At 65.9% G+C, this 26,168-nt stretch carries 27 protein-coding genes and 1 pseudogene; 20 read left to right on the top strand and 8 right to left on the bottom strand.

Annotated features, from left to right (window positions below):
* Positions 1-67: 67 nt before the first annotated feature.
* Positions 68-1,531: an FtsK/SpoIIIE domain-containing protein gene (locus tag C3B61_RS03380; RefSeq protein ID WP_208858765.1), complete on the top strand. Its 1,464-nt coding sequence runs from the start codon at positions 68-70 to the stop codon at positions 1,529-1,531.
* A gap of 22 nt (positions 1,532-1,553) precedes the next feature.
* On the opposite strand, the gene C3B61_RS03375 is transcribed toward C3B61_RS03380, so the two are convergent.
* Positions 1,554-3,167 carry a recombinase family protein gene (locus tag C3B61_RS03375; protein ID WP_103459540.1) on the bottom strand — a complete coding sequence of 538 codons (1,614 nt, stop codon included), beginning with the start codon at positions 3,165-3,167 and terminating at the stop codon, positions 1,554-1,556.
* Between the two features lie 19 nt (positions 3,168-3,186).
* Here C3B61_RS03375 and C3B61_RS03370 point away from each other — a divergent pair.
* The 10 genes and pseudogenes from C3B61_RS03370 to C3B61_RS03325 all read left to right on the top strand — a co-directional run.
* Positions 3,187-4,020 (top strand): annotated as a pseudogene (locus C3B61_RS03370) (TadA family conjugal transfer-associated ATPase); the annotation flags it as partial.
* On the top strand, positions 4,017-4,877 hold the full coding sequence (locus tag C3B61_RS03365) for a type II secretion system F family protein (protein WP_088455567.1): 861 nt from the start codon (positions 4,017-4,019) through the stop codon (positions 4,875-4,877). The pseudogene C3B61_RS03370 and the gene C3B61_RS03365, both read left to right, overlap by 4 nt.
* Positions 4,865-5,809 carry a type II secretion system F family protein gene (locus tag C3B61_RS03360; RefSeq protein WP_244285819.1) on the top strand — a complete coding sequence of 315 codons (945 nt, stop codon included), beginning with the start codon at positions 4,865-4,867 and terminating at the stop codon, positions 5,807-5,809. The genes C3B61_RS03365 and C3B61_RS03360 overlap by 13 nt, the downstream gene beginning before the upstream one ends.
* Before the next feature lie 74 nt (positions 5,810-5,883).
* Positions 5,884-6,069 carry a hypothetical protein gene (locus C3B61_RS03355; protein WP_088455569.1) on the top strand — a complete coding sequence of 62 codons (186 nt, stop codon included), beginning with the start codon at positions 5,884-5,886 and terminating at the stop codon, positions 6,067-6,069.
* Positions 6,070-6,088: 19 nt separating this feature from the next.
* On the top strand, positions 6,089-6,499 hold the full coding sequence (locus C3B61_RS03350; protein ID WP_103459537.1) for a TadE/TadG family type IV pilus assembly protein: 411 nt from the start codon (positions 6,089-6,091) through the stop codon (positions 6,497-6,499).
* Positions 6,468-6,944 carry a hypothetical protein gene (locus C3B61_RS03345; protein WP_103459536.1) on the top strand — a complete coding sequence of 159 codons (477 nt, stop codon included), beginning with the start codon at positions 6,468-6,470 and terminating at the stop codon, positions 6,942-6,944. Before C3B61_RS03350 ends, C3B61_RS03345 begins: the two co-directional genes overlap by 32 nt.
* Before the next feature lie 5 nt (positions 6,945-6,949).
* Positions 6,950-7,411, top strand: a complete 462-nt coding sequence (locus tag C3B61_RS03340; RefSeq protein WP_103459535.1) for a pilus assembly protein TadG-related protein — start codon at positions 6,950-6,952, stop codon at positions 7,409-7,411.
* A 173-nt stretch (positions 7,412-7,584) separates the two neighbouring features.
* The gene (gene phoA / locus C3B61_RS03335; protein ID WP_103459534.1) at positions 7,585-9,456 is read left to right on the top strand and encodes an alkaline phosphatase; all 1,872 of its coding nucleotides are present in this window, start codon (positions 7,585-7,587) and stop codon (positions 9,454-9,456) included.
* A gap of 92 nt (positions 9,457-9,548) precedes the next feature.
* Positions 9,549-9,833: a hypothetical protein gene (locus tag C3B61_RS03330; RefSeq protein ID WP_088455573.1), complete on the top strand. Its 285-nt coding sequence runs from the start codon at positions 9,549-9,551 to the stop codon at positions 9,831-9,833.
* Between the two features lie 81 nt (positions 9,834-9,914).
* Positions 9,915-10,799: an EamA family transporter gene (locus C3B61_RS03325; RefSeq protein ID WP_244285818.1), complete on the top strand. Its 885-nt coding sequence runs from the start codon at positions 9,915-9,917 to the stop codon at positions 10,797-10,799.
* A 99-nt stretch (positions 10,800-10,898) separates the two neighbouring features.
* On the opposite strand, the gene C3B61_RS03320 is transcribed toward C3B61_RS03325, so the two are convergent.
* Together C3B61_RS03320 and C3B61_RS03315 are read right to left on the bottom strand one after the other, a co-directional pair.
* Positions 10,899-12,224, bottom strand: coding sequence for a DNA recombination protein RmuC (locus C3B61_RS03320; RefSeq protein WP_103459532.1), 1,326 nt, complete (start codon positions 12,222-12,224; stop codon positions 10,899-10,901).
* Positions 12,225-12,341: 117 nt separating this feature from the next.
* Positions 12,342-12,959 carry an exonuclease domain-containing protein gene (locus tag C3B61_RS03315; protein ID WP_103459531.1) on the bottom strand — a complete coding sequence of 206 codons (618 nt, stop codon included), beginning with the start codon at positions 12,957-12,959 and terminating at the stop codon, positions 12,342-12,344.
* Between the two features lie 108 nt (positions 12,960-13,067).
* Here C3B61_RS03315 and ychF point away from each other — a divergent pair, with 108 nt between their 5' ends.
* Positions 13,068-14,141: a redox-regulated ATPase YchF gene (gene ychF, locus C3B61_RS03310; RefSeq protein ID WP_088455577.1), complete on the top strand. Its 1,074-nt coding sequence runs from the start codon at positions 13,068-13,070 to the stop codon at positions 14,139-14,141.
* A gap of 112 nt (positions 14,142-14,253) precedes the next feature.
* Here the strand turns inward: ychF and C3B61_RS03305 are convergent, their stop codons facing one another.
* Positions 14,254-14,874: an isochorismatase family protein gene (locus C3B61_RS03305; RefSeq protein WP_103459530.1), complete on the bottom strand. Its 621-nt coding sequence runs from the start codon at positions 14,872-14,874 to the stop codon at positions 14,254-14,256.
* Between the two features lie 44 nt (positions 14,875-14,918).
* Positions 14,919-15,986 carry an LLM class flavin-dependent oxidoreductase gene (locus tag C3B61_RS03300; RefSeq protein ID WP_103459529.1) on the bottom strand — a complete coding sequence of 356 codons (1,068 nt, stop codon included), beginning with the start codon at positions 15,984-15,986 and terminating at the stop codon, positions 14,919-14,921.
* A 96-nt stretch (positions 15,987-16,082) separates the two neighbouring features.
* On the opposite strand from C3B61_RS03300, the gene C3B61_RS03295 reads away from it, so the two are divergent.
* The 6 genes from C3B61_RS03295 (at position 16,083) to C3B61_RS03270 (ending at position 21,962) form a co-directional block, all read left to right on the top strand.
* Positions 16,083-16,673: a CGNR zinc finger domain-containing protein gene (locus C3B61_RS03295; RefSeq protein ID WP_241990404.1), complete on the top strand. Its 591-nt coding sequence runs from the start codon at positions 16,083-16,085 to the stop codon at positions 16,671-16,673.
* A 583-nt stretch (positions 16,674-17,256) separates the two neighbouring features.
* Entirely contained in the window at positions 17,257-17,898 is a 642-nt protein-coding gene (locus C3B61_RS03290; RefSeq protein WP_241990405.1) for a hypothetical protein, read from the top strand.
* Positions 17,899-18,050: 152 nt separating this feature from the next.
* Positions 18,051-18,545, top strand: coding sequence for a hypothetical protein (locus C3B61_RS03285; protein WP_133159859.1), 495 nt, complete (start codon positions 18,051-18,053; stop codon positions 18,543-18,545).
* Positions 18,545-19,576: a DUF6545 domain-containing protein gene (locus C3B61_RS03280; RefSeq protein WP_103459526.1), complete on the top strand. Its 1,032-nt coding sequence runs from the start codon at positions 18,545-18,547 to the stop codon at positions 19,574-19,576. The genes C3B61_RS03285 and C3B61_RS03280 overlap by 1 nt, the downstream gene beginning before the upstream one ends.
* Positions 19,557-20,027, top strand: a complete 471-nt coding sequence (locus C3B61_RS03275; protein ID WP_103459525.1) for a hypothetical protein — start codon at positions 19,557-19,559, stop codon at positions 20,025-20,027. The genes C3B61_RS03280 and C3B61_RS03275 overlap by 20 nt, the downstream gene beginning before the upstream one ends.
* Before the next feature lie 336 nt (positions 20,028-20,363).
* Positions 20,364-21,962: a cryptochrome/photolyase family protein gene (locus C3B61_RS03270; protein WP_103459524.1), complete on the top strand. Its 1,599-nt coding sequence runs from the start codon at positions 20,364-20,366 to the stop codon at positions 21,960-21,962.
* Between the two features lie 42 nt (positions 21,963-22,004).
* Here the strand turns inward: C3B61_RS03270 and C3B61_RS03265 are convergent, their stop codons facing one another.
* Positions 22,005-22,430 (bottom strand): VOC family protein, encoded by a 426-nt coding sequence (locus C3B61_RS03265; protein ID WP_103459523.1) that lies wholly within the window; start codon positions 22,428-22,430, stop codon positions 22,005-22,007.
* Between the two features lie 107 nt (positions 22,431-22,537).
* Between C3B61_RS03265 and C3B61_RS03260 the strand changes: the two genes are divergently transcribed.
* Together C3B61_RS03260 and C3B61_RS03255 are read left to right on the top strand one after the other, a co-directional pair.
* Positions 22,538-23,524, top strand: a complete 987-nt coding sequence (locus C3B61_RS03260) for a helix-turn-helix transcriptional regulator (RefSeq protein ID WP_103459522.1) — start codon at positions 22,538-22,540, stop codon at positions 23,522-23,524.
* An 84-nt stretch (positions 23,525-23,608) separates the two neighbouring features.
* Positions 23,609-24,274, top strand: a complete 666-nt coding sequence (locus C3B61_RS03255) for a hypothetical protein (RefSeq protein WP_133160217.1) — start codon at positions 23,609-23,611, stop codon at positions 24,272-24,274.
* Between the two features lie 21 nt (positions 24,275-24,295).
* Here the strand turns inward: C3B61_RS03255 and C3B61_RS03250 are convergent, their stop codons facing one another.
* On the bottom strand, positions 24,296-24,871 hold the full coding sequence (locus C3B61_RS03250) for a GNAT family N-acetyltransferase (RefSeq protein WP_103459520.1): 576 nt from the start codon (positions 24,869-24,871) through the stop codon (positions 24,296-24,298).
* A gap of 224 nt (positions 24,872-25,095) precedes the next feature.
* Positions 25,096-26,109 carry a hypothetical protein gene (locus C3B61_RS03245; RefSeq protein ID WP_103459519.1) on the bottom strand — a complete coding sequence of 338 codons (1,014 nt, stop codon included), beginning with the start codon at positions 26,107-26,109 and terminating at the stop codon, positions 25,096-25,098.
* Between the last annotated feature and the right edge of the window lie 59 nt (positions 26,110-26,168).

The raw sequence follows: 26,168 nt of genomic DNA, 5'->3' as shown, positions 1-26,168 counted from the left end.
CGAATAGTGCAGCGATAGAGAGAGCAGGGGTCGGTCGATGATCGAGGGCAGTAGTGGATCAAGGTTCATGAGCTGGTCCAAGACCCTGAACAGTGGGCGTGGACGGCGCACCTGGAGTGGCGTGGGAAGCCTTGGGATCGCAGGCCTTGCAGTCATGGCGTTCTCGCCAATGTGGCTAAGAATAGTTCTGGCACTAGCAGCTCTCCTCGTTGCGTCAGCCATCGCCATTTCATCTCATAGAGAGTCGCTGCGGATAGCGAGGGTGATCGAGGAAAAACTCTGGGAGAGCGCTGATTCAGAATCGCTGAGAATAGTGCGGATTCTGCGTGCACCTGGGGCACTGAACCAGCACTTGTTTCAGGCGAAACTCTTTCACGACGAGAGACTAGCGGCCGAGGCGACAGCGCTCAAAGACTTAGGCAAGTGGGCGTTAGGAAGCGAAGCCATAGAGCGAATAGAACTCTTTGCCGAGCGTCGCAGGACTGACACGATTCGGATCGGGGACAAGACGAGATTCGTCCCAAAGATTGTGGCAATTGAGAGATCAGCCGTTGGTCCAGTTGCTCTGTTCACCGCTATCCCCGGCGCGACCGAGAACACCTACGATTTTGCTTCGGACGTTCTGGAAGTTTCCATGCGCGTGCAGGAAATTCGAGTGGAACAGCGCCCGGAAGACCGGGCCAACGGGCTGATGCGAATGACCTTCGTCGTTCATGACCCGCTTCAAGCGCCATCGGGGTCCACTTTTTTTGAAGCTCATGCAGCTTCGACTCCTCTACTTCTGCCGCTGGCGATTACCGAAGAAGGTGGTGTCTACTCATTGCCTGTTCATCACACCCTCATCGTCGGTGCAACCGGCTCAGGAAAAGGTGGAGTAATTCAGAGCCTTCTCCGGCAGCTCGCGCCATGGCAGAGGGCTGGCCAGGTCAGGCTCTTCGGTGCTGATCCGAAGAGAGCAGAACTCAAAGGTTTCGAGATGTCTTCGCTCTTTGATCTCGTCGCGTTCGACGTCGGCACCATTGCCGAAATGGTCGAATCTCTTGTAAACGATGTCCTTCGACCGAGACAGCGCAGCTCAGGCCGGTCGTTCACGCTCTCCAGCGAAAACCCGTTGGTTGTCCTTGTCATCGACGAGTTGTCCTCGTTGGCCCAGGATAGAAACTTCGCCAAGAGTGGTCTAAGTGAGAACCTCAACCTCATCCTGTCTCAAGGGCGCTCAGATGGCGTGTACGTCATTGCGGCAAGTCAGGTGGGCCACAAGGAGGTACTCGGCGGCTTGAGACAGCACTTCGCGAACAGAATTGCACTCCGCGTCGACACCGCCATCGAGGTAGACATGATTCTTGGCGCCGGGGCGTTGGCATGCGGGGCGAAGCCGCATGAGATACCTGTAGCCAATGACGCGAACAGCTACAGAACAGCAGGCATCGCCTATGTTCGCTCTGACGAAAGTCCGCGACTGCTTAGGATTCGGTTTCCGTACACGTCGGACGAGGATATTCAAAAACTCCTGCAAGCCGATCCCCGGTGAGTTGGATGATGGCCTGAGCGCCTCACTCCATCAACTTATCCATCTCGCGTTGCCAAGACCTGAACGCAGCCTTGTGTTCCGTCGCTTCGTAAATCGACATCGGAGGTATAGGGGAGACCGGAGGCAGAGGAGTCATCCCGGCAAGACGCAGCTTATGATTCTGTAACTCGAATTGCTGGGCCTCTGGCGTTAGTCGCGGATCCTTCCACGGAGGCGGACCGAAATAGATCCTCGACGAGTTGAAGCTCGAGCCCGATTTGCGCCCCTTCGGCGACTTGAAGATCGTGATTCCTTTATTGAACACGGCACGAATGATCTCCCGTCGCCGCTGAAGGTCAGCATCATCCCAGCCGGCCGTATCAACCCTTCGCGCTCGTCCTTCCGCAAGAAGCGACTGCTGTTTCAACATTACTGTGGCCTGTAGTTTCGCCTCCATTAGAGTCAGCTGGTCTAGTTGTTCGTCCAGTTCCGTTTCAGTTATTCGACCCCGGGCGAACTGACCTAAGAGGACATTTCTTCTGCTCGCGAGTTCGTCAAACACCGCCTCATTGGCCACAACCGGCGCCTCAATGGGCTCGTCCGGCAGTGTCGACGCTAGCCCTGCCCGAATGAAGGCCGTCACTACCGCTTCAACGGTCTTCGTTGAAATCGCAACACCAGAACACCCGTTACGGTCAGGTCCTGGGCACTTGTACGATGCCGCAGAGTAGCCAAGCTTCGTCTCGCAGACCTCGCAGATGAGTAAGCCGCTGAGCAGGGACTTCACCGCTGGGCGGCCACGTCTGCGAGCGCCGTCTAGGAGGATGCTTTTCATGTGAGTCCATTCCGCGTGGTCGAGAATCGCATCCCACTCTGCGGTGTACAGGTCTACTTCATCCGGAAGGTCGCCCGAGACCTCGCCTTGTTTGCGCCGCAGATTCCAATCACGCCTTGTGGAGGCGGGGACATGGCGCCGCAGTCCAGCGATAGTAGGTCTAGTGAGCGCGTCCTTCAGTGAATTTGGTTTCAAGCTAGGTCGGGCTAGTTCGACGCGCGCCCATCTGGTTACGCCGCTCAACGTCTCGCCAGCGATGAGCCGGCCTGCTGCTCTGCGCAAGGTTTCCGCTTGCTTTTCGTCTATCTCGAGTGTTCCCGGCGTCGGACCCTTGCGATAGCCCATTGGTATGGGGCCACCATGAAACTTTCCTTGCCGCGCGGTGTCAAAATTCTTTCGCGCTGATCGCGCTGCTTTCTGTTCAACCTCGAATGATGCGACGCCCGCGATCATCGTTGCGAACATGCGCCCCGTTGGGTCAGAGAGATTAATGTCGCCTGCGGTGACGGCGTAGATTTTGAGGTTGTATTTATCGGCCAGATCAAGAAGAACGACCAGGTCGCGAACCTTCCGATATAGCCGGTCTGTGTGCCAGACGACGATGCCGCTGACTGCGCCATTCTCAATCAACTCGACGAGCTGGGTCCAACCCCGACGCCGTTTTCCGGTCGTGGCAGACACGTCGTTGTCGACGATCTCTTCGATCACCTCAAGTTCGCTGACTTGGGCTAGTTCGCGGCAGTCTTTCAATTGCCGATCAACTCCGGCCTGCAAGCCTGAGCGGTCCTGGCTAATTCGAGCGTAGATCGCGACTTTTCTCATATCCGTAGACTAAAGCACGTTCGTAGATGCGTCCTTGCCCGACGGCTCCAGACTGCACGTGGTGATCCCTGACATCACCCAGCGATACTGGTCGGTCAACATCCGCAAGTTCACCCGGCGCATCCGGGACCTCACCCAGCTCGTGGCGCTGGGCGCGCTCACCCAGCCGGCCGCGGAGTTCATGCGGGTGTGCGTGCGTGGCGGGCAGAACATCCTCGTCTCCGGGGCCACCCAGACCGGAAAGACCACCATGCTCAACGCGCTTCTGTCGGCCACGCGTCGCACCGAACGCATCATCACGGTGGAGGAGACCTTTGAACTGAGCGTCGGCGCGCGTGATGTCGTGGCCATGCAGTGCCGGCAGCCCAGTCTGGAGGGCGCGGGCGAGATCACCCTGCGCCGGCTGATCAAGGAATCACTACGGATGCGGCCGGACAGGCTCGTTGTGGGTGAGGTGCGTGAGGCGGAGAGCCTGGACCTGCTCATCGCGCTGAACAGCGGGCTTCCCGGCATGTGCTCGATCCACGCCAACAGCGCCAGGGACGCCCTCGCGAAGCTGTCGACCCTGCCATTGCTGGCCGGGCGCAACATCGACTCCTCGTTTGTGCTGCCCACCGTGGCAGGCTGTATCGACATCGTGCTGCACTGTGAGATGGACCGGCACGGGCGCCGCCGGGTAACCGAGATCATCGCACCGAGCGGTCAGCTGACCGGCTCCACCATCGAAGCAAGCCCGCTGTTCCTCATGAAGAACGGGGTGCTGGAACACACCGGCGGATTCCCCACCAAGCTCGCCAAGTTCCGGGCCGCCGGCCTCGACCCTGCCGAGGTGCTGCGGAGGGGAGCGGCATGACCCTGGTTCTGGGCAGCCTGCTCGGTGCCGGGCTGCTTCTGCTGAGCTCACCGCTGCTCTGGCCGGCCACCGATGGTGCGTCCCGCAGCGGCCGGCTGGTGTCGGGCTGGCGGGCCCGGCTCGCGCAGGCCGGCTTCGGGTCGGTGCCGGTGCCGGTGTTCGCCGCGCTGTCTGCGGTGCTCGCGGTGGCTTCCGCCGCGCTCGCCGAGGCGGTGCTTGGTGTGCGAGCGCTCACCCTGGTCGTCGGTGTGGTCTGGCTGGTGTTGCCCTCCCTCATCGTGCTGTGGCGGGCCCGGGCCAGGCGGCGGCTGAACCGCACGGTCTGGCCCGATGTGGTCGACCACCTGGTCTCTGCCGTGCGGTCGGGGCTGGCCCTGCCCGATGCCGTGAGCAGCCTGGCGCAGGCCGGGCCGGTGGTCACCCGCACGGCGTTCGCCGAGTTCGAGCGGGAGTACCGGGCCACTGGCAACTTCGGCTACAGCGCCGACACCCTCAAGGCCTCCCTCGCCGACCCGTTCGCCGACCGATTAATCGAGACGTTGCGGATGGCACGGGACGTGGGCGGCAGCGACCTCACCGTGGTGCTTCGGAGCCTGTCGAGCTGGTTGCGGCAGGATGCCGCGGTGCGCGCCGAGGTCGAGGCCAAACAATCCTGGGTGGTGAACGCCGCCCGGCTGGGCGTGGCCGCACCGTGGATTGTTCTAGTGCTGATCAGCAGCCGACCGGAGGCGGCCCAGGCCTTCAACACCCCGGCCGGAACCGTCGTCATCCTGGGCGGTCTCACCGTCTCGGTGCTGGCCTACCGGGTGATGCTCATCGTGGGGCGGCTGCCCGAAGAACGCCGGTGGTTCCAGTGACGGCGCTCGCCTGGGGTGCCTTCTTCGGGTCGGTGCTCGGTATCGGACTCTGGTCGCTGGTGAGCCTCACCCCGCGGCTGAGCCGGCCCCGGCTCGCGAACCGGTTGGCGCCCTACCTGCTCGACGTGTCGGCCGAGGCACGGGTCTTCGTGGGCCGCCGCTCTGTCGACCCGATCCCGGTGCTGGGAACCCTGTTCTCGCCGGTGTTCGAGACCCTCGCGCAGGCCCTTGCCAATGCGCTCGGCGGCGCCGACATCATCGAGCGTCGTCTTGCGCAGTCGGGCTCCTCCCGAACCGTCGACGCCTTCCGGTCCGAGCAACTGGCGTGGGCGCTGATCGGCGCCGCCGGCGCACTGCTGTTCGCACTCGGCACGCCGTCGGGCCGCAGCTGGCCGCTGATCGTGCAGGTCGCGGCGCCCGTCGTCGCGGCCGGAGCGGGGGTGCTGCTGCGGGACACCCTGTTGAAACGGGCGGCGACGGCACGCCTGGCCCGGATCGACAGCGAGCTGCCCACCATCTTGGAGTTCCTCACCCTGTCCCTCGCGGCCGGTGAGGGCATCCTCGATGCTTTGCGCCGCGTCTCCCGCAGTACCTCGGGGGAGTTGTCCCGCGAGTTCGCCGGGGTGATCGGTGACGTTCACGCCGGAGTTTCGCTCAGCACGGCGCTGACCGAGCTGTCCACCCGGATGCGTCTCATGTCACTGACCCGGTTCGTGGACCAGGTCGTCGGAGCGATCGACCGCGGCTCTCCGCTCGCCGACGTGCTGCGGGCCCAGGCTCAGGACGGCCGGGAGGAATCCAAACGGCATCTGCTCGAGGCGGCGGGCAAAAAAGAGGTGGCGATGATGGTGCCGCTGGTGTTCCTGATCCTGCCGATGACCATACTTTTTGCGATTTTTCCCGGCTTGTTCGTGCTGCAGGCCGGTTTTTAGACGTCTCCGACCGACACCGTTCCAGCTGCATCGCCCCGCTCCATCCGTGCACCACCGAGAGAAAGCAGGACACCGTGAGCCTCACCACCCAGTTTCAGAACCGTATCCGCATTGGGCTGCACGACGAGAGGGGTGACGTACCGGGCTGGGTGTTGATCACCCTGATGACAGCCGGGCTGGTCATGATCATCTGGGGTCTGGCCGGGCCCGCGCTCAGCGGCATCTTCGAGCAGGCCATCGAGCGGGTCAGCGGCATCTAGCGGATGCCCTGATACCGACATGATCCGCAGGTGGCGGTGTGCGCACGGCGACGCCGAGCGTGGCACGGCGGTGGCCGAATTCGTCATGGTGTCGGCGCTGCTCACCGCTCTCACGTTGGCGGTCCTGCAGCTCGCGCTCGCCCTGCACATCCGCAACACCGTGCTGGATGCGGCAGCGGAAGGCGCCCGATACGCCGCGCTGGCCGACAGTGGCCTCGAGCGGGGCGCCGAACGCAGCCGCGACCTGATCACGGCGGCGCTCGGACCGGTCTACGCCGCCGATGTCACGGCCAGGTACGCCGATGTCGCCGGGCAGACCGGCGTGCAGGTGCGGGTGGTGGCCCCGCTGCCGATGTTCGGTCTGTTGGGTGTGGACCGTGGCCTGGAGGTGAGGGGACATGCGGCCGTGGAGGGGTTGGAAACCGAGTGACCGATGGTGGCTGCCGACCGGCGAGCGCGGGTCAGCCTCGCTCGAGTTCATCACCGCCGGGCTGATTTTGCTGGTGCCGCTGGTCTACCTGGTCCTGACGATGTCCGTGGTGCAGGGCGGTGCGTTCGCGGTGGAGGGTGCGGCCCGGCAGGCGGCCCGGGTGTACGTTCAGGCGCCCACCGCCGGCGCCGCTGAGGCCCGCGCCGAGCGTGCCGTGCTGGTGGGGCTGGCCGACTACGGCATCGACGCGGCGGCCGCCGAGGTGAGCATCACCTGCACGGGGTCCGCCGTGTGTCTGTCACGTCGCAGCGTGGTGACGGTGACGGTGCGGGTGCTCGTTGATCTGCCCTTTGTGCCCGCCATCATCACCCAGTCGCACGGCGGCAGCATCCCGCTGCAAGCGTCGGCCACCCAGACGGTGTCCAGATTCTGGCACGAGGGGTGACCCCGATGGCGCACAGGGCCGGCGTCGGCACCGGCCGCAGCACCCGGGGCGAGGACGGTTCAACCCTGCTGATCACCATCTTCTACGGCTTTCTGGCGCTGCTGGTGGTGCTGATCGTGGTCGCCGCTACGAGCCTCTACCTCGAGCGCAAAAAGCTGTTCACGCTGGCGGATGGGGCGGCGCTCGCCGCGGCGGAATCGTTCACCCTCGACTCGGTCGCGATAGAGGCCGGTGAACTGCATGCGGCCCTGACGACCGGCGAGATCCGGGCCGCGGCGACGGCTTACCTGGCCGCCGCGGAACAGCCGGGGATCGACAACTTGGTGCTGGCCCGCGCCGACACGGCGGACGGCCAGAGCGCCACGATCACCCTGCAGGCCTGGTGGCGTCCGCCCGTGTTCACCCTGTTCGTGCCCGATGGCCTGCCCGTGGAGGTCACGGCGGTGGCCCGGTCGGTGTTCCACTGACCGGTGCCACGGGTCCCCTGCAGTTCACCGGAGGTTCAGCACCGCGCTGCGCTGCCCGGCTAGCCTCGTCGCGTCGGTCCGGGTCCAGGGCCAACCCACACACCAATTCCAGGGGGAACAACGTGTACCGTGCGTCCAAGTCATCCATTCGACGGCCAGGGCGCAGCGCGCTCATGGTCGCAGCGACCGGCCTCATCGCCGGCGCCAGCATTCTCGCTCCGCTCGGCGCATACGCTGCCACCGACGACCACGGCGGGGCTGCCCGCAACACCGGCGCCAAGACCGCTGCCATCCGCGAATCGATCGTCGACGGGCCGGCCAAGAACGTCATTCTCCTTATCGGTGACGGCATGGGCGACAGCGAGATCACGGTGGCCCGCAACTACGCCGAGGGCGCCGCCGGCGCGTTCGCCGGAATCGATGCGCTGCCGCTGACCGGCCAGTACACGACCTACGCGCTCAACAAGGACGGCACCCCGAACTACGCGTCGGAGTCAGCCTCCACCGCCAGCGGCTGGTCAACCGGCACCAAGACCAACAACGGTGCGCTCTCGGTCGACATCGCAGGCACCCCCCAGTCGACGCTGCTTGAACTGGCCAAGGCCAACGGGCTGCGCACCGGCAACGTGTCGACTGCCGAAATCCAGGACGCCACCCCGGGCGCGCAGATCGCCCACATCTCCGCTCGCGGCTGCTACGGACCGGTGAAGACCACGGCGAACTGCGCCTCGGAGGCTCTAGAGAACGGTGGGTTGGGCTCCATCTCCGAGCAACTGCTCACCCTGCGCCCCGATGTGGTGCTCGGCGGCGGTTCGGCCACCTTCAACGAGAGGGCCGTCGCCGGCGACTGGGCCGGGCAGACTCTCTTCGAGCAGGCCACCGACCGCGGCTACCAGCTGGTCAACGACGCAGCGGGCCTGGCCTCGGTCGCCGCGGCCGACCAGAGCGCCCCGGTGCTCGGACTCTTCACCCCGGGCAACTTCCCCACCCGCTGGATCGGCCCGGACGCCACCGTCGGCGGTGCCGACCTCGCCCCGGTCTCCTGCACAGCGAACCCTGCGCGCCTGGACACCGGCCTGTCCCTGGCCTCTCTGACCGACAAGGCCATCGACCTGTTGTCCGCAGACAGCAAGCAGGGCTTCTTCCTGCAGGTCGAGGGTGCCAGCATCGACAAGCGCGACCACGCCGCAGATGCCTGCGGCCAGATCGGCGAGACCATCGACCTCGATGAGGCCGTGCAGTCTGCACTCGCCTTCGCCAAAGCCGACGGCAACACCCTCGTCGTGGTGACCGCCGACCACGCCCACACCAGCCAGATCGTCGGATCCACCCCGCCCGGGCTCAGCGTCGCGCTGACCACCGAGGAGGGCTCGCCCATGCTCGTGAGCTACGGCACCGCCGAAGCCGGCGAGTCACAGCAGCACACCGGATCCCAGGTGCGTATCGCCGGTTACGGCCCCGGCGCGGCCAATGTGCTCGGGCTCACCGACCAGACCGACCTGTTCTTCACCTCGTCCAACGCTCTCGCCCTGAACACCGACCTCAGGTCCCTGAGCGCCGCCGCCACGCTCACTCTCGACAAGGCCACGGTGACCCCCGGCGCGGACTTCACCGCGACGGGCGCGGGGCTGGCCGCCGACTGGCGCGCCACCAGCGAGGTGAGCACCGCCGCTTCGGTTGACCCGCTGGGCGTCGCCGACGTGATCGATGGTCAAGCCGTGTTCACCGGCACTGCGCCGACCGCCCCGGGCCGGTACACCGTCACCCTCACCGGTGCCCAGACCGGCGTCTCGGTGTCGGCCACGCTCACCGTCGCCGCGGCCGGTGTGACCCCGGCGCCGACTGTTGATCCGTCGGCCGGAGCGGTCTCAGGCGCCGGTCCCACGAAAACTGTGGCGGCAGGCGTCGCCTCGGCCATCGGCGGCGTCCTCGCAGCCACCGGCGCACAGGTCGGCCCGCTAGTGGGCGCAGCCGCGCTGCTGCTGGCTGCGGGCGGGGTGCTCCTGGCGGTTCGTCGTCGTCGTAACAGCCTCCTCCAGCCGTAGACCGTTCAGGCCGTTGCCTGAAATGCCGGTGAAGGCCGCTCCTGTCGGGGCGGCCTTCACTGGTGGCAGCGAGGCTCGGTAGAGTTCCAGACATGAAACGCATTGACTACTACGGCAGAAGCTTCACCGTCTCGGACCGCTTCGCTGACGCCCTCGTGAGCTACCTCAACGACGCCGTGACCTCGGGCAAGCCGTTGGGGGAGTTCTTCGAGATGCGCTGCTACATCACCGACCCCGGTCAGACGGTTGACGTCACCATCCAGGTGGTGGCGGGCGTGCCGCTGCTGGTCTACCCGGCCGATGCGGTCTTCGACGGGGTCGCCGAGATCGAGGACGACCCGGCCGCCGTTGGCCGGTTGGGCTACCGGCGCAGCTGACCTGGCGAACCGCGCGGCCAGCCTGCGGTGGCTGGCCGGTAGTGTCGTCGGAGTGCCGCATCCGGTCGGCGGGGGAGAATAGTGACAGCCAAGCGTGACCGCCTCACCGGCGCCGGAGCCCAACTCGTCACCGAGGTGACGATCAACTACGGCTCGTCGTTGGCTGGGCTACTCATCCCCGTGGTCGGCTCGCCCGTCGTCGTGGCGGTGCGCCAGCTCCTGATGGCGATCACCGTGCTGCCGTTCTACCGGCCCAAGTTCGTCACCTTCACCTGGGCAAGGCTGTGGCCGGCACTGATGCTGGGCGTTGTGCTCGCGGTGATGAACCTCACCTTCTACGAGTCGGTCGACCGGCTCGGCCTGGGCGTGGCCGCGACCATCGAGTTCCTCGGCCCGTTCGCCGTGGCGCTGGCCGCGTCCCGCCGAGCACTCGACTTCGTCTGCGCGGCCGCTGCCGCCGGCGGGGTGTTCCTGCTCACCTGGTCGGATGGCACACTCGACCCGTTCGGCATCGCCTTGGCGCTCACCGCCGCGGCCGCCTGGGCCGCCTACATTTTGCTCACCCGCCGGGTGGCCACCCAGCTGCCTGGCCTGGAGGGCATCACCATCGCCAGCCTGGTCAGCCTGGTGCTGCTCGTTCCGCTGGCGCTGGTCACCGTGGATTACTCGAAGCTGAACTGGGGCGTGATCGGCCTTCTCGTCGCCGTGGGCGTGCTGTCCTCGGCGTTCCCGTACACGCTCGACACCTTCATCCTGCGCCGGATCACCCCTCGGCTCTACGCGATCATCACGAGCTTCGGTCCGGTCGTCGCGGCGGTCTTCGGCGTGCTGGTGCTCGGAGAGACCCTGCTTCTGCAGCAGCAGGTCGCCATCGTCGTAGTCTGCGCCGCGGCCGGCGCGGCGATCGCCACCCAGCGCGAACAGCCGGTGTCCGACCTCGAGCGCACCGCCCGCGCCATCCCGTAGCGGTGCCGTCGGCGCCATCCGCGCACGCCTTTTCGAAGCGACACCCCCGCCGACGAGCCGCAAATGTGCCCTTCGCGCACTCTGAACGTGTCTGCGAGCTCAGTCGCGGGTGGGGATCGCTTCCAGGGCATCGGTCTCGAGCGCGGCCACGAACTCGTAGGCCACCAGCTCGCGGGGGGTCTCTTCGATGCCCACCAGCGGGGCCAGCACCTTCGACTCGTCGAGGGCGTTGAGCTTGCGGGCGGTGGGCAGCACCTGGCGCTCCATCGAGCCGACGAAGCCGTTGTAGTCCTTCACGGTGCGCTCGATCGCCCTGCCGAGCTTCTCGATGTGGGTGGCGGTGGTGGCCAGCCGGGAATACAGCTCACGGCTGAGGTCGAAGAGCACCTGGGCATCGTGGGTGAGCACATCCTGCTGCCAGCTGAACGCCACCGTCTTCAGCACCGACCACAGGGTGACGGGGGAGGCCAGTGCGACGCGCTTGCTGAACGCGAACTCCATCAGGGACGGGTCGGCCTCCAGCGCCGACGAAACCAGCGATTCGCTGGGGATGAACGCGATCACGAGCTCGGGGGAGGCCGCCAGGCCCTGCCAGTAGGCCTTGCTGCCCAGCGCGCTGACGTGGTCGCGCACGGCCTTCACGTGCGCCTTCATGAACACGGCGCGCTGGGCGCCATCCGCACCGGTCGCCGTCGCCGGAATCTGGCTGGCCTCGAGGAACGCGGTGAAGGGCACCTTGGCGTCCACGGCGATGTTCTTGCCGCCGGGCAGGTGCACGACCATGTCGGGCCGGCCGGCGCCGGCATCCGACGTGATGCTGGACTGCACGTCGAAGTCGACCCGTTCGATGAGCCCGGCGGCCTCGACGACGCTGCGCAGTTGGGTCTCGCCCCAGACACCACGGGTGTTGTTGGCGCGCAGGGCCGAGGCCAGGGATTCGGCGGTGCTGCGCAGGCGCTCCTCGGACTCGGTGGCCGAGCGCAGCTGTTCGGTGAGCTCGCCGTGCTGCAGGCTGCGCTGCTGCTCGAGCTCGGCTATCTTCTGCTGCATGTTCGCCAGGCTGTCTTTCACGGGGGCCAGGGCCTGCAGCACCTGGCTCTCCTGTCGGCCCCGTTCGGTGCGTGCAGCCTGGTCGTCGCGCTGCCGGTCAACGATCTCGCGGTACTGCCGTCGCTGGTCGGCGATCTGGTCGCGCAGGCCGTCGGCGGTGGCCTGCATCGAGGCGAGCTCCTCCCGCAGTAGCGACTGCACACCGGCCTCCCTGGCGCGGGTGTCGGCGAGCACCACCTGATGCCGGGCCTCGAGCACGGCCGGATCATCGAGTGCAGGGCCGGGCGACCGGCGACGCTGGAGGAACACGGCGCTCACGAGGGCACCGAGCAGCACACCGAGAAGCAGGCCGAAGAGAAGCGCGAGGAGATCCATGCGGCCAGTCTGACAGCGGCCACCGACACCGCCGGGAGCCGGGACGCGCGTCGTGCGGCCGGAGCTGCCCAGGGCAGTCGGTGCCGGCTAGCTCGGCGCCGGCTAGCTCGGTGCCGGCTAGTTCAGAGCCATCGGGCCGTGCGTGGCGCGGTGTTCCAGGGTGGCGACCGGGCCGATCACGCCGACGTTGACGCCGCAGATGCGGGCCAGGTCTTCGATGGTGTCGACGCCGTGCCGGTCGGCGGCGTGGATCATGATCGCGGCGCAGGCCTCGGAGTCGGCGAGGGCGTTGTGGTGCGAGAAGTCCTCGAAGCCGGCGGCCATCGCCGCGACCGGCAGCCGGTAGGAGTCGAGATGGTAGGTCTTGCGGGCCACCTGCAGGCTGCACACGTAGCGGAAATCGGGCACCGTCATGCCCGTGATCGCGGATGCGGTCTTGATGACACCCAGGTCGAAGCCGGCGTTGTGTGCCACGAGCACGTCGCCGTCGGCGAAGTCGACGAGGTTGGGCAGCTGCTGCGACCAGCTCAGCGCCGCGGCCACGTGCTCGGGCCGGATGCCATGGATTTTGATGTTCCACTCCTGGAACAGGTCGTGGCCCAGCGGCGGCTTGATGAACCAGCCGATCTTGTCGACGACGACGCCGTCGCGCACCTTCACCAACCCCACCGAGCAGGCCGAGGCGGCCGAGGAGTTGGCGGTTTCGAAATCGATGGCGGTGAAGTTGACGGGCACGCCTCATGGTCTCACGCGCCACCGACGCTGCCGCGCCGCGGCATCCGCCGGCCGGGCCTGGCGTGAAGGGGCGCGTCCGAACGGGCTGAGCCGGTACCATGGACTCTCGTGGCTCTTACTATTGCAATCGTCGGACTGCCCAATGTCGGCAAGTCCACCCTCTTCAACGCGTTGACCAAGAACAACGTGCTCGCGGCGAACTACCCGTTCGCCACCATCGAGCCCAACGTTGGCATCGTCAACCTGCCCGACCACCGCCTGGCGAAGCTGGCCAAGGTGTTCGGCAGCGAGCGTCTGCTGCCGGCCCCGGTGTCGTTCGTCGACATCGCCGGCATCGTGCGCGGCGCGAGCGAGGGTGAGGGCCTGGGCAACAAGTTCCTCGCCAACATCCGTGAAGCCGACGCCATCGCGCAGGTCATCCGTGGCTTCGCCGACCCCGACGTGGTGCACGTCGACGGTGCGGTCAACCCGGCCGGTGACATGGAGACCATCAACACCGAGCTCGTTCTCGCCGACCTGCAGACCCTCGAAAAGGCGATCGTCCGGTACGAGAAGGAGACCAAGGGTCGCAAGCTCGACCCGAGCGTTCTCAAGACCGCGCTCGAGGCGCAGACCTTCCTCGACACCGGCAAGCCGCTGTCGGCGTCGAAGATCGACGTTGAGCCCATCCGCGAACTCGGCCTGCTCACCACCAAGCCGTTCATCTACGTCTTCAACGTCGACGAGGCCGTGTTGCAGGATGCCGAGAAGCTGGCCACGCTGGCCGCCCTCGTCGCTCCGGCCAACGCCGTGTTCCTCGACGCCAAGCTCGAATCCGAGCTCGCCGAACTCGACGAAGAGGATGCCGCCGAGATGCTGGCCTCCACCGGACAGGAGGAGAGCGGGCTCAACCAGCTCGCCCGCATCGGCTTCGACACTCTGGGCCTGCAGACCTACCTCACCGCCGGCCCCAAGGAAACGCGGGCCTGGACCATCCACAAGGGCTGGACCGCCCCGCAGGCCGCTGGTGTCATCCACACCGACTTCCAGAAGGGCTTCATCAAGGCTGAGGTCTTCGCGTTCCAGGACCTGATCGACGCCGGCTCCGTGGTGGAAGCCCGCGCCAAGGGCAAGGCCCGCATCGAGGGCAAGGAATACGTCATGCAGGATGGCGACGTCGTGGAGTTCCGCTTCAACGTCTAGTGGATGTCAGCTTTTAGTGTCTTCAGACGACGTCAGGGGCATGCCGGCCCGAGACCGTTGGGTCGCGGCCCGGCATTGCGCTCGGATGGCTTTGTAACGTTCCTCAGGGTGCCTAACGGCCCCGTGCCGCCGAGGTGACCAGGTCACTCTTTCCCAAAGGCTTGCCGGCCCGCAGTGCAGCAGTCCAAGCGTCGGTGTCGGCGACGGCCGCCCAGTTCGATTGAAGCAGCGTCATCAGCGTCTCGTGAACCTGTCGGGCGGGCGCGTTGCCCGCCTCATTCCCGAGACCGATCGCGCCGGTCGCATCCGAGAGGACTTCGACGACGAAGCCAAGCGGTTCAGCGGCCGCTGCGGAGGCAAGGACGCAGTTGTTAGACATGTATCCGACGAGGGTGATCGTGTCGATGCCCTGGTCACGCAGCCATGCTTCGAGATCGGTGCCCGCGAAGACGCTGGAGAACTGCTTGCTGATGTGCTTGGAAGCCCGGTCCTCAAAGGCTGCCACCTCGGGGTGGTTCTGGAAGGTCGCCGATCCGGCGGCGAAGACCGGAGCCTCCGTGGGGAGCTCGTGCTGGACGAGTACGACCGGAGTGCCGGCCTGCTCGGCCGCCTCCATCGCCGCGCGGATGCGCGCGATGGACTCAGTACGGTCGGGGTACTGGATAGGGAGGAGTCCTTCGAAGTACTCCTTCTGGGTGTCGATGACGATCAGGGCGCGGCGTAGTGCTGTCATGTCATTCTCCGTTTCATAGGGTGGGGATGAGGGGGTGATTAGATCTAGACGCGTGAAAGGTCGTAGTGATCGGCGATGAGTTCAAGCCCGCGCCGATCCAGTTCGGCCGAGTGGCCGCTGACGACGAGCGTGACCTCGTCGACGCCGGTGCGCTCCTGCAGAGCTTCGAGCCGGTCGGCCACCCTGGTGGGGGTGCCGTGGAAGCTGCGGTTGGTGTAGGCGTCGAGGACCTGCCGCTCCTGCGTCGTGGCCGGGTACGCCTCGACTTCGTCCGGCGGCAGCAACAGGTATCCCTCGCGCTTGAACATGCGCAGCATCGCCATCGCTGACGTCGCGGCCTGGCGCTTCGCCTCGGCAGCGTCGTCGCTGATCGCGACGGGAACGCTCACGAGGGTGCGAGGCTCGGCGAGCAGGTCGGAGGGCTGGAACTCGTCGCGGTAGAGACGCAAGGCCGTGTCGATGTCGGCATCGCCGAACTGCAGCGCGAACGCATAGGGTCGGCCGAGCTGCGCGGCCAGACGCGCGGAGTACGGCGAGGAGCCCAGCACCCAGACCTCCGGCCTGGTCGAGGGTGCGGGCACCCGGTTCTGAGCTGCCTGCCACGGTCCAGGCACTGCGTGGACCGCCCGATACTGATGCCCGGGCGGGAACTCGTCGCCGAGGAATCCGAGCAGCTCGAGCACCTGCTGTGGGAAGCGGTCGTTGCCGTCCGCGCCCCGGCGCAGCGCTTCAGCTGTAGCCCCGTCGGTGCCGGGAGCACGCCCCAGTCCGAGATCGATCCGGCCCGGGGCCATCGCGTCGAGCATCCCGAACTGCTCCGCGATCAACAACGGTGCATGGTTCGGGAGCATCACCCCTCCCGCGCCGAGGCGTATGCGTGCCGTCTCGGCGATAAGCCGGGCGATCATCAGCGGCGGCGAGGACACAGACGTCGCTCCCATCGCATGATGCTCCGACATCCAGAACCGATGAAACCCCCGCCGGTCCGCCGTACGGGCCAGTGCGATAGTCCCCGTGAGCCCTTCCTCGGCGGTCGCCCCGACGCCGGTTCCGCCGCTGGCGAGCACAGACAGTGCAAATGGTGCGGTGCCTGATGGGGGCCCGAGCTGCATGCAATTACCTCAATTCTCATGGGAAAGTATATTTTTTGACGTGATCGAAGCCTAACAGAGACCTCACGGGAGAATGTGGCTGATACCATGAGTAATGTGAAGGAGACAACGCAGATTGCCGTGCCGGGTGCCGACGAGCACCCTTGTCTCGCTCTGGTCAACAGTGTGAGCATCCTTCCCAGAGGCAAGCGCCATGACGATTTGGCCGACCCTGAGGCTGTGCGGGCCTGGCTGCTCGCCCGCGACCTGATCGTCCCGGAGGCCCTGCTGCACGAGTACTGCCGGGGAAGGATAGTGGCGCTGCGCGAAAGCCTGCGCGGCGTCTTCGCTGCGCACACCGCGGGAGAGGTCCCTCCGCCAGACGCGATTGAGGCCCTCAATCGCACACTGACCAGTGCCCCAGGGGCCCTGCTCTTGCGGTTCGAGCCGACGAAGGGGTATACCCGAAGCGCCGATCACCCGACGACCCAGGTGGTCGAGCACGTCATGGCCCTCATCGCCGAGGACGCGGCGACGTTGCTCGCCAGCGAGGACGCGTCGATGCTCGCGTCCTGCGAAGCGGATGGGTGCTGGCGGTTCTTCCTCCGCACGCATGCGCGACGGCAATGGTGCTCAACAAGGTGCGGTGACCGAGTGCGCGCAGCCCGCGCCTATGCGCGCAAGCGTGCGCACGTAGCGCACGGTTAAGCCGATCTCCTACGGGCCAGATTCCCCGGTCTGCAGCGTCGACCTGCCTGCCCAAGGCGATAGCCGCTTAGAACACGTGTTCTTGGCGGCTGTGCGCTTTTGTGGCCACCGCTTGGTCACAATAACGCCTGTTCAGGGCGACATCAGGTGAGGTGACGGCAAGCTAGCATTGGGGTTGCTCGGGCCGTCCGGCGTGCGTGGGATTGGGGGTGGTCCGAATGAGACTGCATTGCGCTGCACAACCCTTTGGACACGGGATCAAGAAGCAAGAGACGTTGATGAGCCGTGACGTCCAGAGCGTCGTTCCTCTCGCCGTCGCCGAGGCGAAGCTATGACCCGCGACTCGACCCCCCAGCCCACAGAGGAGGGTCAGCAGCACCAAGATTCCGAGACTGGCGGGGCCGCTGCGGGGACCGTGGCGGGAAGTACCCTTCCGGTCGTGGCCGGCGGGCCTCCGTCCCACTGGCTGTTTTGGTCCTACCTGTGGCGGTATTCTCTGCTTTTTGTCGTTCTGATCGGTGGCTGGGGAACGTACTGGGGGATTGTGGGAGGCGCCGGCAACCCCGCATATACCGATCAGGCCATGGTCGTCGACATGGCCGTCACCGGCTTCACGTTCGGAGCCCTGGGCCAGGTAATTGCCTTCGCCGTGGCTGTAACCCTCTACGTGCGCTCGGCGCCTGCCCGTCGGCGGTGGGCAGCACACCGGGAGGCCGGTTGGACGACGGCGCAGTGCAGGGCCGATGACGCTCGCCGGTCGGGTGTGGAGCACACGCGGATGCTTAATGCCCGTCTACGCAAACTCGGGCTCCGCCCGGTTCCGCCCCCCACTCCGTGGACGCCTCCGCCGCCCAAGAAACCGACCATAATGAGCCGATTGTCGGTTGTGCTGTTCCTTCTCATGTTCGTCGTAGCGGCCGTCATCTTTGCCAGTCCGTGGTTGGACACGAGGGTTGTCCAGTCCATTCGGTGCGAGGTGATGTCCGCCGAGCCGAGAACGACCTCCAGCGGATCGAGAGGGTCAGTGACGACCGTGTCCGTTCTGGTGAAGACACAGGACTGCGGTCCGCTGGCAATTCACTGGGGCGTGACCAGCGATAACCAGGACGAGATCGCAGCCAGCTTCATACCCGGGGCGACCTATGAGTTCGACATCGGCTGGTTCAGCCGCACGTTCTTCAAGAACGGAATTCAGTCGGCGCGGGATTATCGGCTGATCGGGTGACCCGCCTGAGTCCTGCGGGAGCCACTGGCGCTGGCTCGTGGCTATCATGGAGACCTTGAGTAATCCCATGCTGACGGCAGTCATCCATGTCTCAGATGCGCTGGATCCGGCTAGGGGAGACGCAGCGGATCGACACGAGAATCGGATCCATAGTGAACTACGCAGCACGGCAACTACGCGCTCAACAACTGGTGCAGGAGATAGACCTCCCACGCCCCCTGAACTCGGAAATCCTGCACCACCATATGGAGCAGATCCGCACGAAGAAGATCGTCGTCGTGCAGGCGCCTCAGGGAATGCTTGACAGTGGAATCTGCGCGCTCTGGCTCGAGGTGGCCGGTGAAGAATTCGAGCGGATCTACTGCGCGCCAACAGACTCGGCCGTCCACCGGCAGCAGTTCGTGAATCATGAATTCGGTCACATGATCCTCAACCACAAGAAGATGATCATGCCGGCCGACAGGGTCGCGCTTCTCGCACCCCTCATCCCGATGAACGCCATTGTCGCGGCGCTGTCCCGAAACAGCTTCACCGATGAGGAAGAGGCAATGGCGGAGGCTATCGGGGACGAGCTTGCGATGATCCTTCGGAAGGACGCCTCACAAAGCAGGCGCGGAGCCGAGACCGGATTCGGGCAGGTTCTCTGATGTTCGCTCTGATCGAATACGCGGTGCTCGCGGCACTCTGGGGCACGACCCTGCTCCTCGTGCCGAGCGCGCTCCGCGGCAAACGGCGTCTGCTTTTCTGGTTCATGGTGGCCTTCGCCGTCACCATGTCGCTGATCACCGACGGCCCGTATGCATTCGTCGACGGACTCTTGGGCGGAGTCGACCTGACCTATTTCGTCTTCCACGCGACTGCGATCATCTGTGTGGCCCTGTTCGACTGCCTCATCCAGACAGCTGTCTCAAAGGACGGACTCACCTCAACCCGAAAGCGCTTTGCGTTGTGGGGAGTGACCGGCCTCATCCTCGTTCAGGCTGCCCTCTTCTTCACCAGCGGCTGGAAGATTGACAACATCCAATTCATCGGCCCTGGCAACTGGAGTCAGCTGGTCTACAGCTTCACGACCTGGATTGCGCTGATCGTTCTTGCGATTTCGACAATGGTCGCGTGCTCCACGGACTACAAACGCCAGTCGGACACAACGCTCAAGACCGCACTGGTGATCATCTTTGCCGGGTGCGCGGTCGTATCGCTCTACGTCGTCATACAGATGGGTGTGGCGATCAACAGGGCGTCAGGTGGCACCCACGTCAGCGTGATAGTTGATTCCATATCGGTGGCTTGCCCGCTCCTTGCACCCGTTCTCCTCTCGGTCGGTCTCGGTCTCCGTCTCCTGGTCGGAGTTTCCAGGAGCCTGAGCGACGCAGGCAGAAGCCGTCGGCTTCTGTGGAAGGTCACCCCGCTGTGGGAGCGGCTGCTGGCTGACCGACCTGAGCTCAGCATCGAAGCACCGACGTCACGGCTAGCGCTCTGTTTTCGGGGGAGCCACGCCTTGCACCTCCACCGCCGCTACGTCGAGGTTCGGGACTGTCTCCTTCTCCACCCCGACCAGTCACTCTCAGCTCGCGAAGTCAAACTCATCCAGAGGATCGAACAGCATATTCGGCAGGCGTCAGATGCATCTCGCGGGACCACAAACGACTCGAGGACCGATGAGTACCAAAACGCCTAGTGAAGCGAGTGGGACAGGGACCCCACTGCCCACTCCACAACTGGAGCTTGCACGCAAGCTGAACCTGCTGCTCGACGTAGTGGTGGCCGAAGGAAACACCCCGTATACCTACCGCGAGATCGCCGCGGGTCTCAAAGCCAAAAAGGTTTCCCTCTCGAGGGCCCGATGGCAGTACATGGTCAGGGGGGAAGGCCCACTGGTCAGTGACGTCCTGCTTCTCACCGAGATCGCAAATTTCTTCGGGATTGCACCCGAGTACCTGCTCGGGTCCGACGATGACCTGCCGGAGCGTATCGACTCTCAGTTGGAGTTGGTCCGCATGATCCGAGTCAAGCGAGTAATCAACTTCGCGGCCCGAACCCTCGGGGACACGTCACCAGAAGCACTTCGCGAGATAACGAAGCTTCTCGAGGACGGGTTGTCCGGCGGCTCTGACCTGACAGCCGAGTAGCACCAGCACCGCTCCGATAGAGGTAGGGTTAGACATGTCCAAGGGGGGACAAGGGCAGAGGTACGCCGGGAGCCAGGGGACGGGGTTTTGGGGGGCCGGCGCGCTCGTGACGGGTTTGAGGTGGATCACCTTCCATCCGAAAACGTCCCGCCGCGTGGGGGGACGCGGCGGGACGCACCGTGACCATCGGGGTGGGGGGACTCCTCAGGTCACGTACCAATTCTATGGGCGACCGCAGAAGGCTCTGGCCAAACTTCGTCGACGTCCAGCGTTGAGGAATCCCAGGATTCCGTGGCTAGCACTAAATCCTGCCGCCCGCCGCTCTATCGTTGGGATATGAGTTCCGCCCCGCCTGTGCGCCTCGTCCTGCCGCACCAGCTCTTCGACCAGCACTTCGAGGCGGCCGGAGGGACCCTGTTCGTGCTCATCGAGCATGACCTACTCTTTCGCCAGTACCGGTTCCATTCCCACAAGCTGGTCCTGCATCGTGCGTCGCTGGCCCGCTTCGCAGCCCGACTGCGCGAGCACGGGTACGAAGTTGTCGTTCTTCCAAGCGCTGCCGATCGGAGCTCCCACGACCAACTCGCGGAGTTCATTCGGACGCGCGAGCCGGAGCAGGTGACCTGGTTCGACGTTGTCGATGACTGGCTCGAGCAGGATCTGTTCGCCGGCCTCGCCGACGGCGGCTACCGGATGCGCCAGGGCGACGTGCTGGAGACGCCGAACTTCCTCACCGACCGGGTGCAGATCGATGACTGGTTCTCCCACAACGGCTCCCGCATGCAGGACTTCTACGTGTGGCAACGCCGCCGACTGGACATCCTGCTCGAGAACGGCAAACCGGTCGGCGGGAAGTGGTCCTACGACGTCGACAACCGCAAGAAGCTGCCGCGCGGGTACACGCCCCACCCCGTCGGCCGTTTCGCCGGCCATCCCGTGCTTCAGCGGGAGGGCGCCTTCGACTTCGACGCGCTGGTGGACGACCCGGACACGGTCGAGGTGCCGGCCGAGGTCGACGCAGCGATCGCCTGGGTCAGCGCCGAATTCCCGGATGCCCCGGGTGACCCGCACCTGTTCGCCTGGCCGACCAGCGTAGACGAAGCCCGGGAGCACCTGCAGGAGTTCGTCCGTGACCGCCTGAACGACTTCGGCCCGTACGAGGATGCGATCTCCGCCACGCATCCGTTCATCAATCACGGCCTCCTGACCGGCGCGTTGAATGTCGGGCTGCTGGACCCGCGAGACGTCGTTGACGCGGTGCTCGAGGGCGCCGATCACGGCACTCCGCTCGCGTCCCTGGAGGGGTTCGTGCGGCAAGTGATCGGCTGGCGGGAGTACATGCGCGCCACCTACCGAACCCGCGGTCGCGAAATGCGGACCTCGAACCGGCTCGACCACCAGAGGGCCCTTGGCGACGGGTGGTGGGATGCGACCACCGGTCTCGCTCCCGTGGATCTGGTCATCTCGCGGGTGCTCGACACCGGGTATGCCCACCACATCGAGCGGCTGATGGTGCTCGGCAACGCGATGTCGCTGCTGCGCATCCACCCCGATGCGGTCTACGAATGGTTCATGGAGATGTTCATCGACGCCTACGACTGGGTGATGGTGCCCAACGTCTACGCGATGAGCCAATTCGCCGCAGGCGACGAGATCACCACCAAGCCCTATGTGTCGGGCAGCAACTACCTGCGAAAAATGTCAGACCTGCCCGCCGGCGAGTGGATGGCCGATTGGGACGGGTTGTACTGGACGTTCATCGACGACCATCGCGAGGTCTTTGCAGCGAACCCGCGCACGCGAATGGTCGTCTCCCTGCTGGGCAACATGGACCCGGGCACCTGGGACGGCCATCGGCGCCGCGCTCAGGCGCTGCTCGGCCTCGGGCACGACACGGCGTTGCTGAAGGCGATCGTCGGAGGGACGTCCCGGTAGGGGCGAGGCGAGCGCATCCACCCGCCCCACCGGTCGGTCAGATCAGGCCGCGTCCCACGCTACCTCCACATCCAGCACCCAGGTGACCCCGAAGCGATCGGTGAGCATCCCGTACAGCGGTGACCACGGTGACGTCGCGAGGGGCTCGACGACGGTGGCGCCTTCGGCCAGCTTCTCCCAGTAGCCGGTGATCGCCGCCGCATCCGTGCCGCGAACGGAGACGAACACGGGGATCGTGCCCGGCGCGTAGGCCTTGGCGGACGGCACGTCGTACGCCATGATGCGGAAGCCGTCGTGGGAGGTGACCGAGCCGAAGAGGATCTGGTCGGCCTCGGCGGGGTCGGTCGCCCGGTGGGCATCCGCGTAGCTGATGGCGACCAGCTGGCCACCGAAGACACCCTGGTAGAACTCCAGTGCTGCTCGGGCGTCGCCGCGGAAGTTGAGGTGAGGGGTCGTGTGAATGGTCATGTCTGCTCCTAGATTCGAGGGGGTTCGCCGGGCTCGTCCCGGATACCTGCCATGGTCACACCAGTAGAGGACAGATTCGGTCCTCTACTGCGCCTAGAGTGAAAAACATGACGTCGACTACTTCACGGCTGCTGCTGTTGCTCTCGCTTCTCCAAACCCGGCGGGACTGGCCTGGTGCCCTCCTCGCCGATCGGCTCGAGATCAGCCACCGCACGGTGCGCCGGGACGTCGACCGCCTGCGCGAGATGGGCTACAGCATCCACGCCATGAAGGGACCGGACGGCGGCTACAGGCTGGACGCCGGCACCGACCTGCCACCGCTCCTGTTCGACGACGACCAGGTCATCGCCCTGACCGTGGCGCTGCAGGCCGCCACCGTGACCGGGGCCGGCATCGAAGAGGCCGCCGTGCGAGCGCTGACCACCATGCGGCAGGTGATGCCCGCCCGCCTGCGTCACCGTCTGGACGCCCTCACCTTCACGACCATCCCGACCCGCGCCGGGGACGCCGTCACCGACCCGGTCTCCCCGGCTGTGCTCATCGCACTGTCCACCGCCATCCGCGCCCGTGAGGTGCTCCGTTTCGACTACGCGAGCCGGCAACCCGGCGACACAGATCCGACGCCGACGCCGCCGCGCCGGGTCGAACCCCATCACCTCGTCACCTCCCGCGGGCGCTGGTATCTCGTCGCCTGGGACCTCGACCGGGGAGACTGGCGGATCTTCCGCGCCGACCGGGTTGCGCCGCGCACACCCACCGGGCCCCGGTTCACCCCGCGTGAGGTTCCCGGGAGAAACGTGCGCGACTACGTTTCGGCCCGATTCACGGGATCGGAACGGGCGAACAGTTGGCCCTGCCGGGGCACTGTGATCCTGGGGCTGCCCGCCACCGCGGTGCTGCCGTTCGCCGGCGACGGCATCGTCAAAGACCTCGGACCCGACCGCTGCCGCTACGAGGTCGGCTCCTGGTCGTGGGTGGCGCTGGCCGCATCGTTGGGCCGGTTCGACACCACCATCGAGGTCGTGGGCCCGCCCGAGCTTTCCGCCGCCTTCGGCCACCTCGCTGAGCGCTATGCCGTCACAGCTTCGGAATGAGGGCGCGGAGAAGTTCCCTGCGATCTGGTATTTCATGAGGTCCTGGGAGTACGCTACGGGGCATCGACATCCGGGGGGATAGACATGAATAGCAGAGCATCGGCGCTCCACAGGCATGGCACGATTGCGGCACTCGCCGTTGGCGTGCTGCTCGTAGCGGGATGTGCCGGCGAGTCCGCCGGCGAACAACCAGGCGGCGAGAAGCCGGCAGCCGGGGCGGCATTCACCGCTCCCACCGAGACGCCGGTGCCGTCTGCCACGCCGGCGCCGGCCGAGCCGAACCTGGATGATCCGAGCTCATGGCTCATCGACTACACAGCCATCGGACCGCTGACCCTGCATGGGCAGCTGGCCGACCAGGCCGCCTCGACGACCGCGTTCACCACCACGATCCAGGATGGCTGCCCGTGGGTGACCGCCCTCGACAAGACCGACTTCCCGAGCATCTGGCTCCCCGACCCGTCGGGCACCGGTGTCACGGACCAGATCGTGCTGCAGGCCTGGGGGTCTGAGGCCACGGTCGCCGCCAATTCGCCGCAGACCAGCGCAGGAATCGGAATCGGTGCCACCCTGGACCAGGTCACGGCCGCCTACCCTGATATCGAGCAAAACGACGGCACGTACGCCCCGTACTACTCCCTGCCCGACGGCAGCGGACACTGGATCAACTTCGGGTTGAGCTCCGCCGGGCTGGTGGACACTATCGTCGTGCGCGACACTGCTCAAATGGACAGCGAGTACTGCGGCTAGCCGGAGCAGGTCGCCGGGGCGTCAGTCGAGCATCAGCCGCATGAGGATGCGGGGGAACCCGCCGGCTATGGAGTCGGTGTCGGCCGCCTTTGTGAAGCCGGCGCGCTCGAACATGGTTCTGGTGCCGACGTAGGCCATGGTGAGGTCCACCCGCTGTCCGTCGTTGTCTACGGGGTAACTCTCGACGCAGGGTGCGCCGGATGCTCGTGCGTAGTCGACGGCGCCGGTGATCAGCGCCGGCGTGACGCCCTGCTTGCGGTACCCCGGGCGCACTCGGAGGCACCACAGCGACCACACCGGCAGGTCGTCCAGGTGCGGGATCTTGCGTGAGGTGGCGAACGGGTGCAGCTCGGATCGCGGGGCGATGCCGGCCCAGCCGGCTACCTCACCGTCGAGGTGGGCGAGCACACCGGGGGCGAGCTTCCGCGCGCAGAGCTCCCGCACCTTGTCTGCTCTGGCGGCGCCAGTGAGCGCGCGGTTCTGCTTCGAGTCCAGCCGCCAGGAGAGGCACCAGCAGACCGAGGATTCGGGCTTCTTCGGCGCGAACATGGTCGCCATCTCGTCGAAGTCGTGGGCCGGGCTCACGTCGATCGTCATCGTCCCCTCGTTCCTCGCTCCTCGTTTGATGCTCAATGTGGAGGCTCAGCGTGGACTCATCGTGGCACCGGCCACGGCGGCCGGGAAGAGCGTGCGAGGGGCGGCAACTGTTGCCGCTGCGGACAACTGGTCCCGGTGTGCCGGGTGCATTTGTCCGCACCGGCAACAGTTGAGGGCGGAACGGGCGGGCGACCGCCGCCTGGCGACTCCGGGCGTACTCGGCTCTAGCGCAGGCTCGGGTCCAGCTCGGGCTCGATGGCGTCGATCTGCAGTGCTCCGTCGCCGGTGGACAGGGTCCATGCGGCGCTGATGTGCTCGATCGCCGTCTGGTCGCCGGAGGTGAAGCCCACGTTGAAGCCGCCGGCCAGCACGAGTCCTTCGTCGTCTGAACCGTCGAATAGGGTGGGTGTGCTCGCCCGCAGGCTGTCCTCGCTCAGGCTCGTGGTCCCGCGCTCGTCACGGATGGCCGCTTCCACGATGGCCGCATCGGTGGCGGCGTAGTCGACGGTGACGTTCGTACTGACCACAAGCAGGGGAGTCTGTTGGTCCACGCTCAGGGTGCCGAAGATCTTGTCGACGCCGACGGCCGTGTTGGTGGCACGCGGACCGCCGTCCCTGGTGAGCGGCGACGGCAGACTCTGGGACACGATGACCCCGGCCTCACTGAGCCCGAAGCTTGCCACCTGGGGTGTCAGGGCGGTGTGACCCGCAGGCGTGAACCACGGCGAGGCGCTCTCGAACCAGGCTGCGTCGGCGGTCGCGGAGTCGTCCAGGAGGGCAGAGTCCAGCCCTGCTTCCGTCACGTAGATGAGCGCCGCTCGCTGTGCGGCCTCGGCGTCCTCAATGGTGAAGCCATACGTCGCCAGCGAGTCGAGATCGACGACCGCGGGGTCGAACTGGGCGCCGACTGACGCCGGGTCGAGTGTCGTGTGGCAGTAGCTGCCGGCGGCATCCGTGACCTGTTCCTTGGCGATGACGTCGCCCCAGGGCCCCTGTCCGTCGGACTCCGGGCAGGCGCCGACGGCGGTGGGTACCGGTGTGGCCGGGGACGGAGTGGTGGTGGACGGGGCCTCCGCGGCGGGTGCCGCACCGGCGCAGCCGGTGAGGACCAGGACCGCCGAGACGAGGAGCGCGCCCGCGGCCGCTCGGTACTGAGCGAGAGGGGGGCCCACCCTCAGCACACCGGACTTCTGCTGGTACGCGTTGTCCCCGGTCAGATGGCGAAAAGTTTTCATCATTGTTCCCCCTTACGCGAAGTGTAACAAGGGTGCGCGGCAGGGGCGGTCAGCCGGCCGGC

Source organism: Cryobacterium zongtaii, assembly GCF_002909375.1.
GTDB classification, from domain to species: domain Bacteria; phylum Actinomycetota; class Actinomycetes; order Actinomycetales; family Microbacteriaceae; genus Cryobacterium; species Cryobacterium zongtaii.
The sequence above is the reverse complement of the archived record's forward strand: the minus strand, read 5'-3'. Positions and strand labels throughout refer to the sequence as shown.

What these genes read in the sequence shown, in the direction of transcription:
- C3B61_RS03380 (WP_208858765.1), top strand. Translation starts at nt 68, where the DNA reads ATGAGCTGGTCCAAGACCCTGAACAGTGGGCGTGGACGGCGCACCTGG.
- C3B61_RS03375 (WP_103459540.1), bottom strand. Translation starts at nt 3,167, where the DNA reads ATGAGAAAAGTCGCGATCTACGCTCGAATTAGCCAGGACCGCTCAGGC.
- C3B61_RS03365 (WP_088455567.1), top strand. Translation starts at nt 4,017, where the DNA reads ATGACCCTGGTTCTGGGCAGCCTGCTCGGTGCCGGGCTGCTTCTGCTG.
- C3B61_RS03350 (WP_103459537.1), top strand. Translation starts at nt 6,089, where the DNA reads ATGATCCGCAGGTGGCGGTGTGCGCACGGCGACGCCGAGCGTGGCACG.
- C3B61_RS03345 (WP_103459536.1), top strand. Translation starts at nt 6,468, where the DNA reads ATGCGGCCGTGGAGGGGTTGGAAACCGAGTGACCGATGGTGGCTGCCG.
- C3B61_RS03340 (WP_103459535.1), top strand. Translation starts at nt 6,950, where the DNA reads ATGGCGCACAGGGCCGGCGTCGGCACCGGCCGCAGCACCCGGGGCGAG.
- phoA (WP_103459534.1), top strand. Translation starts at nt 7,585, where the DNA reads ATGGTCGCAGCGACCGGCCTCATCGCCGGCGCCAGCATTCTCGCTCCG.
- C3B61_RS03330 (WP_088455573.1), top strand. Translation starts at nt 9,549, where the DNA reads ATGAAACGCATTGACTACTACGGCAGAAGCTTCACCGTCTCGGACCGC.
- C3B61_RS03320 (WP_103459532.1), bottom strand. Translation starts at nt 12,224, where the DNA reads ATGGATCTCCTCGCGCTTCTCTTCGGCCTGCTTCTCGGTGTGCTGCTC.
- C3B61_RS03305 (WP_103459530.1), bottom strand. Translation starts at nt 14,874, where the DNA reads ATGACAGCACTACGCCGCGCCCTGATCGTCATCGACACCCAGAAGGAG.
- C3B61_RS03300 (WP_103459529.1), bottom strand. Translation starts at nt 15,986, where the DNA reads ATGCAGCTCGGGCCCCCATCAGGCACCGCACCATTTGCACTGTCTGTG.
- C3B61_RS03290 (WP_241990405.1), top strand. Translation starts at nt 17,257, where the DNA reads ATGGTCGTCGACATGGCCGTCACCGGCTTCACGTTCGGAGCCCTGGGC.
- C3B61_RS03280 (WP_103459526.1), top strand. Translation starts at nt 18,545, where the DNA reads ATGTTCGCTCTGATCGAATACGCGGTGCTCGCGGCACTCTGGGGCACG.
- C3B61_RS03275 (WP_103459525.1), top strand. Translation starts at nt 19,557, where the DNA reads ATGAGTACCAAAACGCCTAGTGAAGCGAGTGGGACAGGGACCCCACTG.
- C3B61_RS03270 (WP_103459524.1), top strand. Translation starts at nt 20,364, where the DNA reads ATGAGTTCCGCCCCGCCTGTGCGCCTCGTCCTGCCGCACCAGCTCTTC.
- C3B61_RS03265 (WP_103459523.1), bottom strand. Translation starts at nt 22,430, where the DNA reads ATGACCATTCACACGACCCCTCACCTCAACTTCCGCGGCGACGCCCGA.
- C3B61_RS03260 (WP_103459522.1), top strand. Translation starts at nt 22,538, where the DNA reads ATGACGTCGACTACTTCACGGCTGCTGCTGTTGCTCTCGCTTCTCCAA.
- C3B61_RS03255 (WP_133160217.1), top strand. Translation starts at nt 23,609, where the DNA reads ATGAATAGCAGAGCATCGGCGCTCCACAGGCATGGCACGATTGCGGCA.
- C3B61_RS03250 (WP_103459520.1), bottom strand. Translation starts at nt 24,871, where the DNA reads ATGACGATCGACGTGAGCCCGGCCCACGACTTCGACGAGATGGCGACC.
- C3B61_RS03245 (WP_103459519.1), bottom strand. Translation starts at nt 26,109, where the DNA reads ATGATGAAAACTTTTCGCCATCTGACCGGGGACAACGCGTACCAGCAG.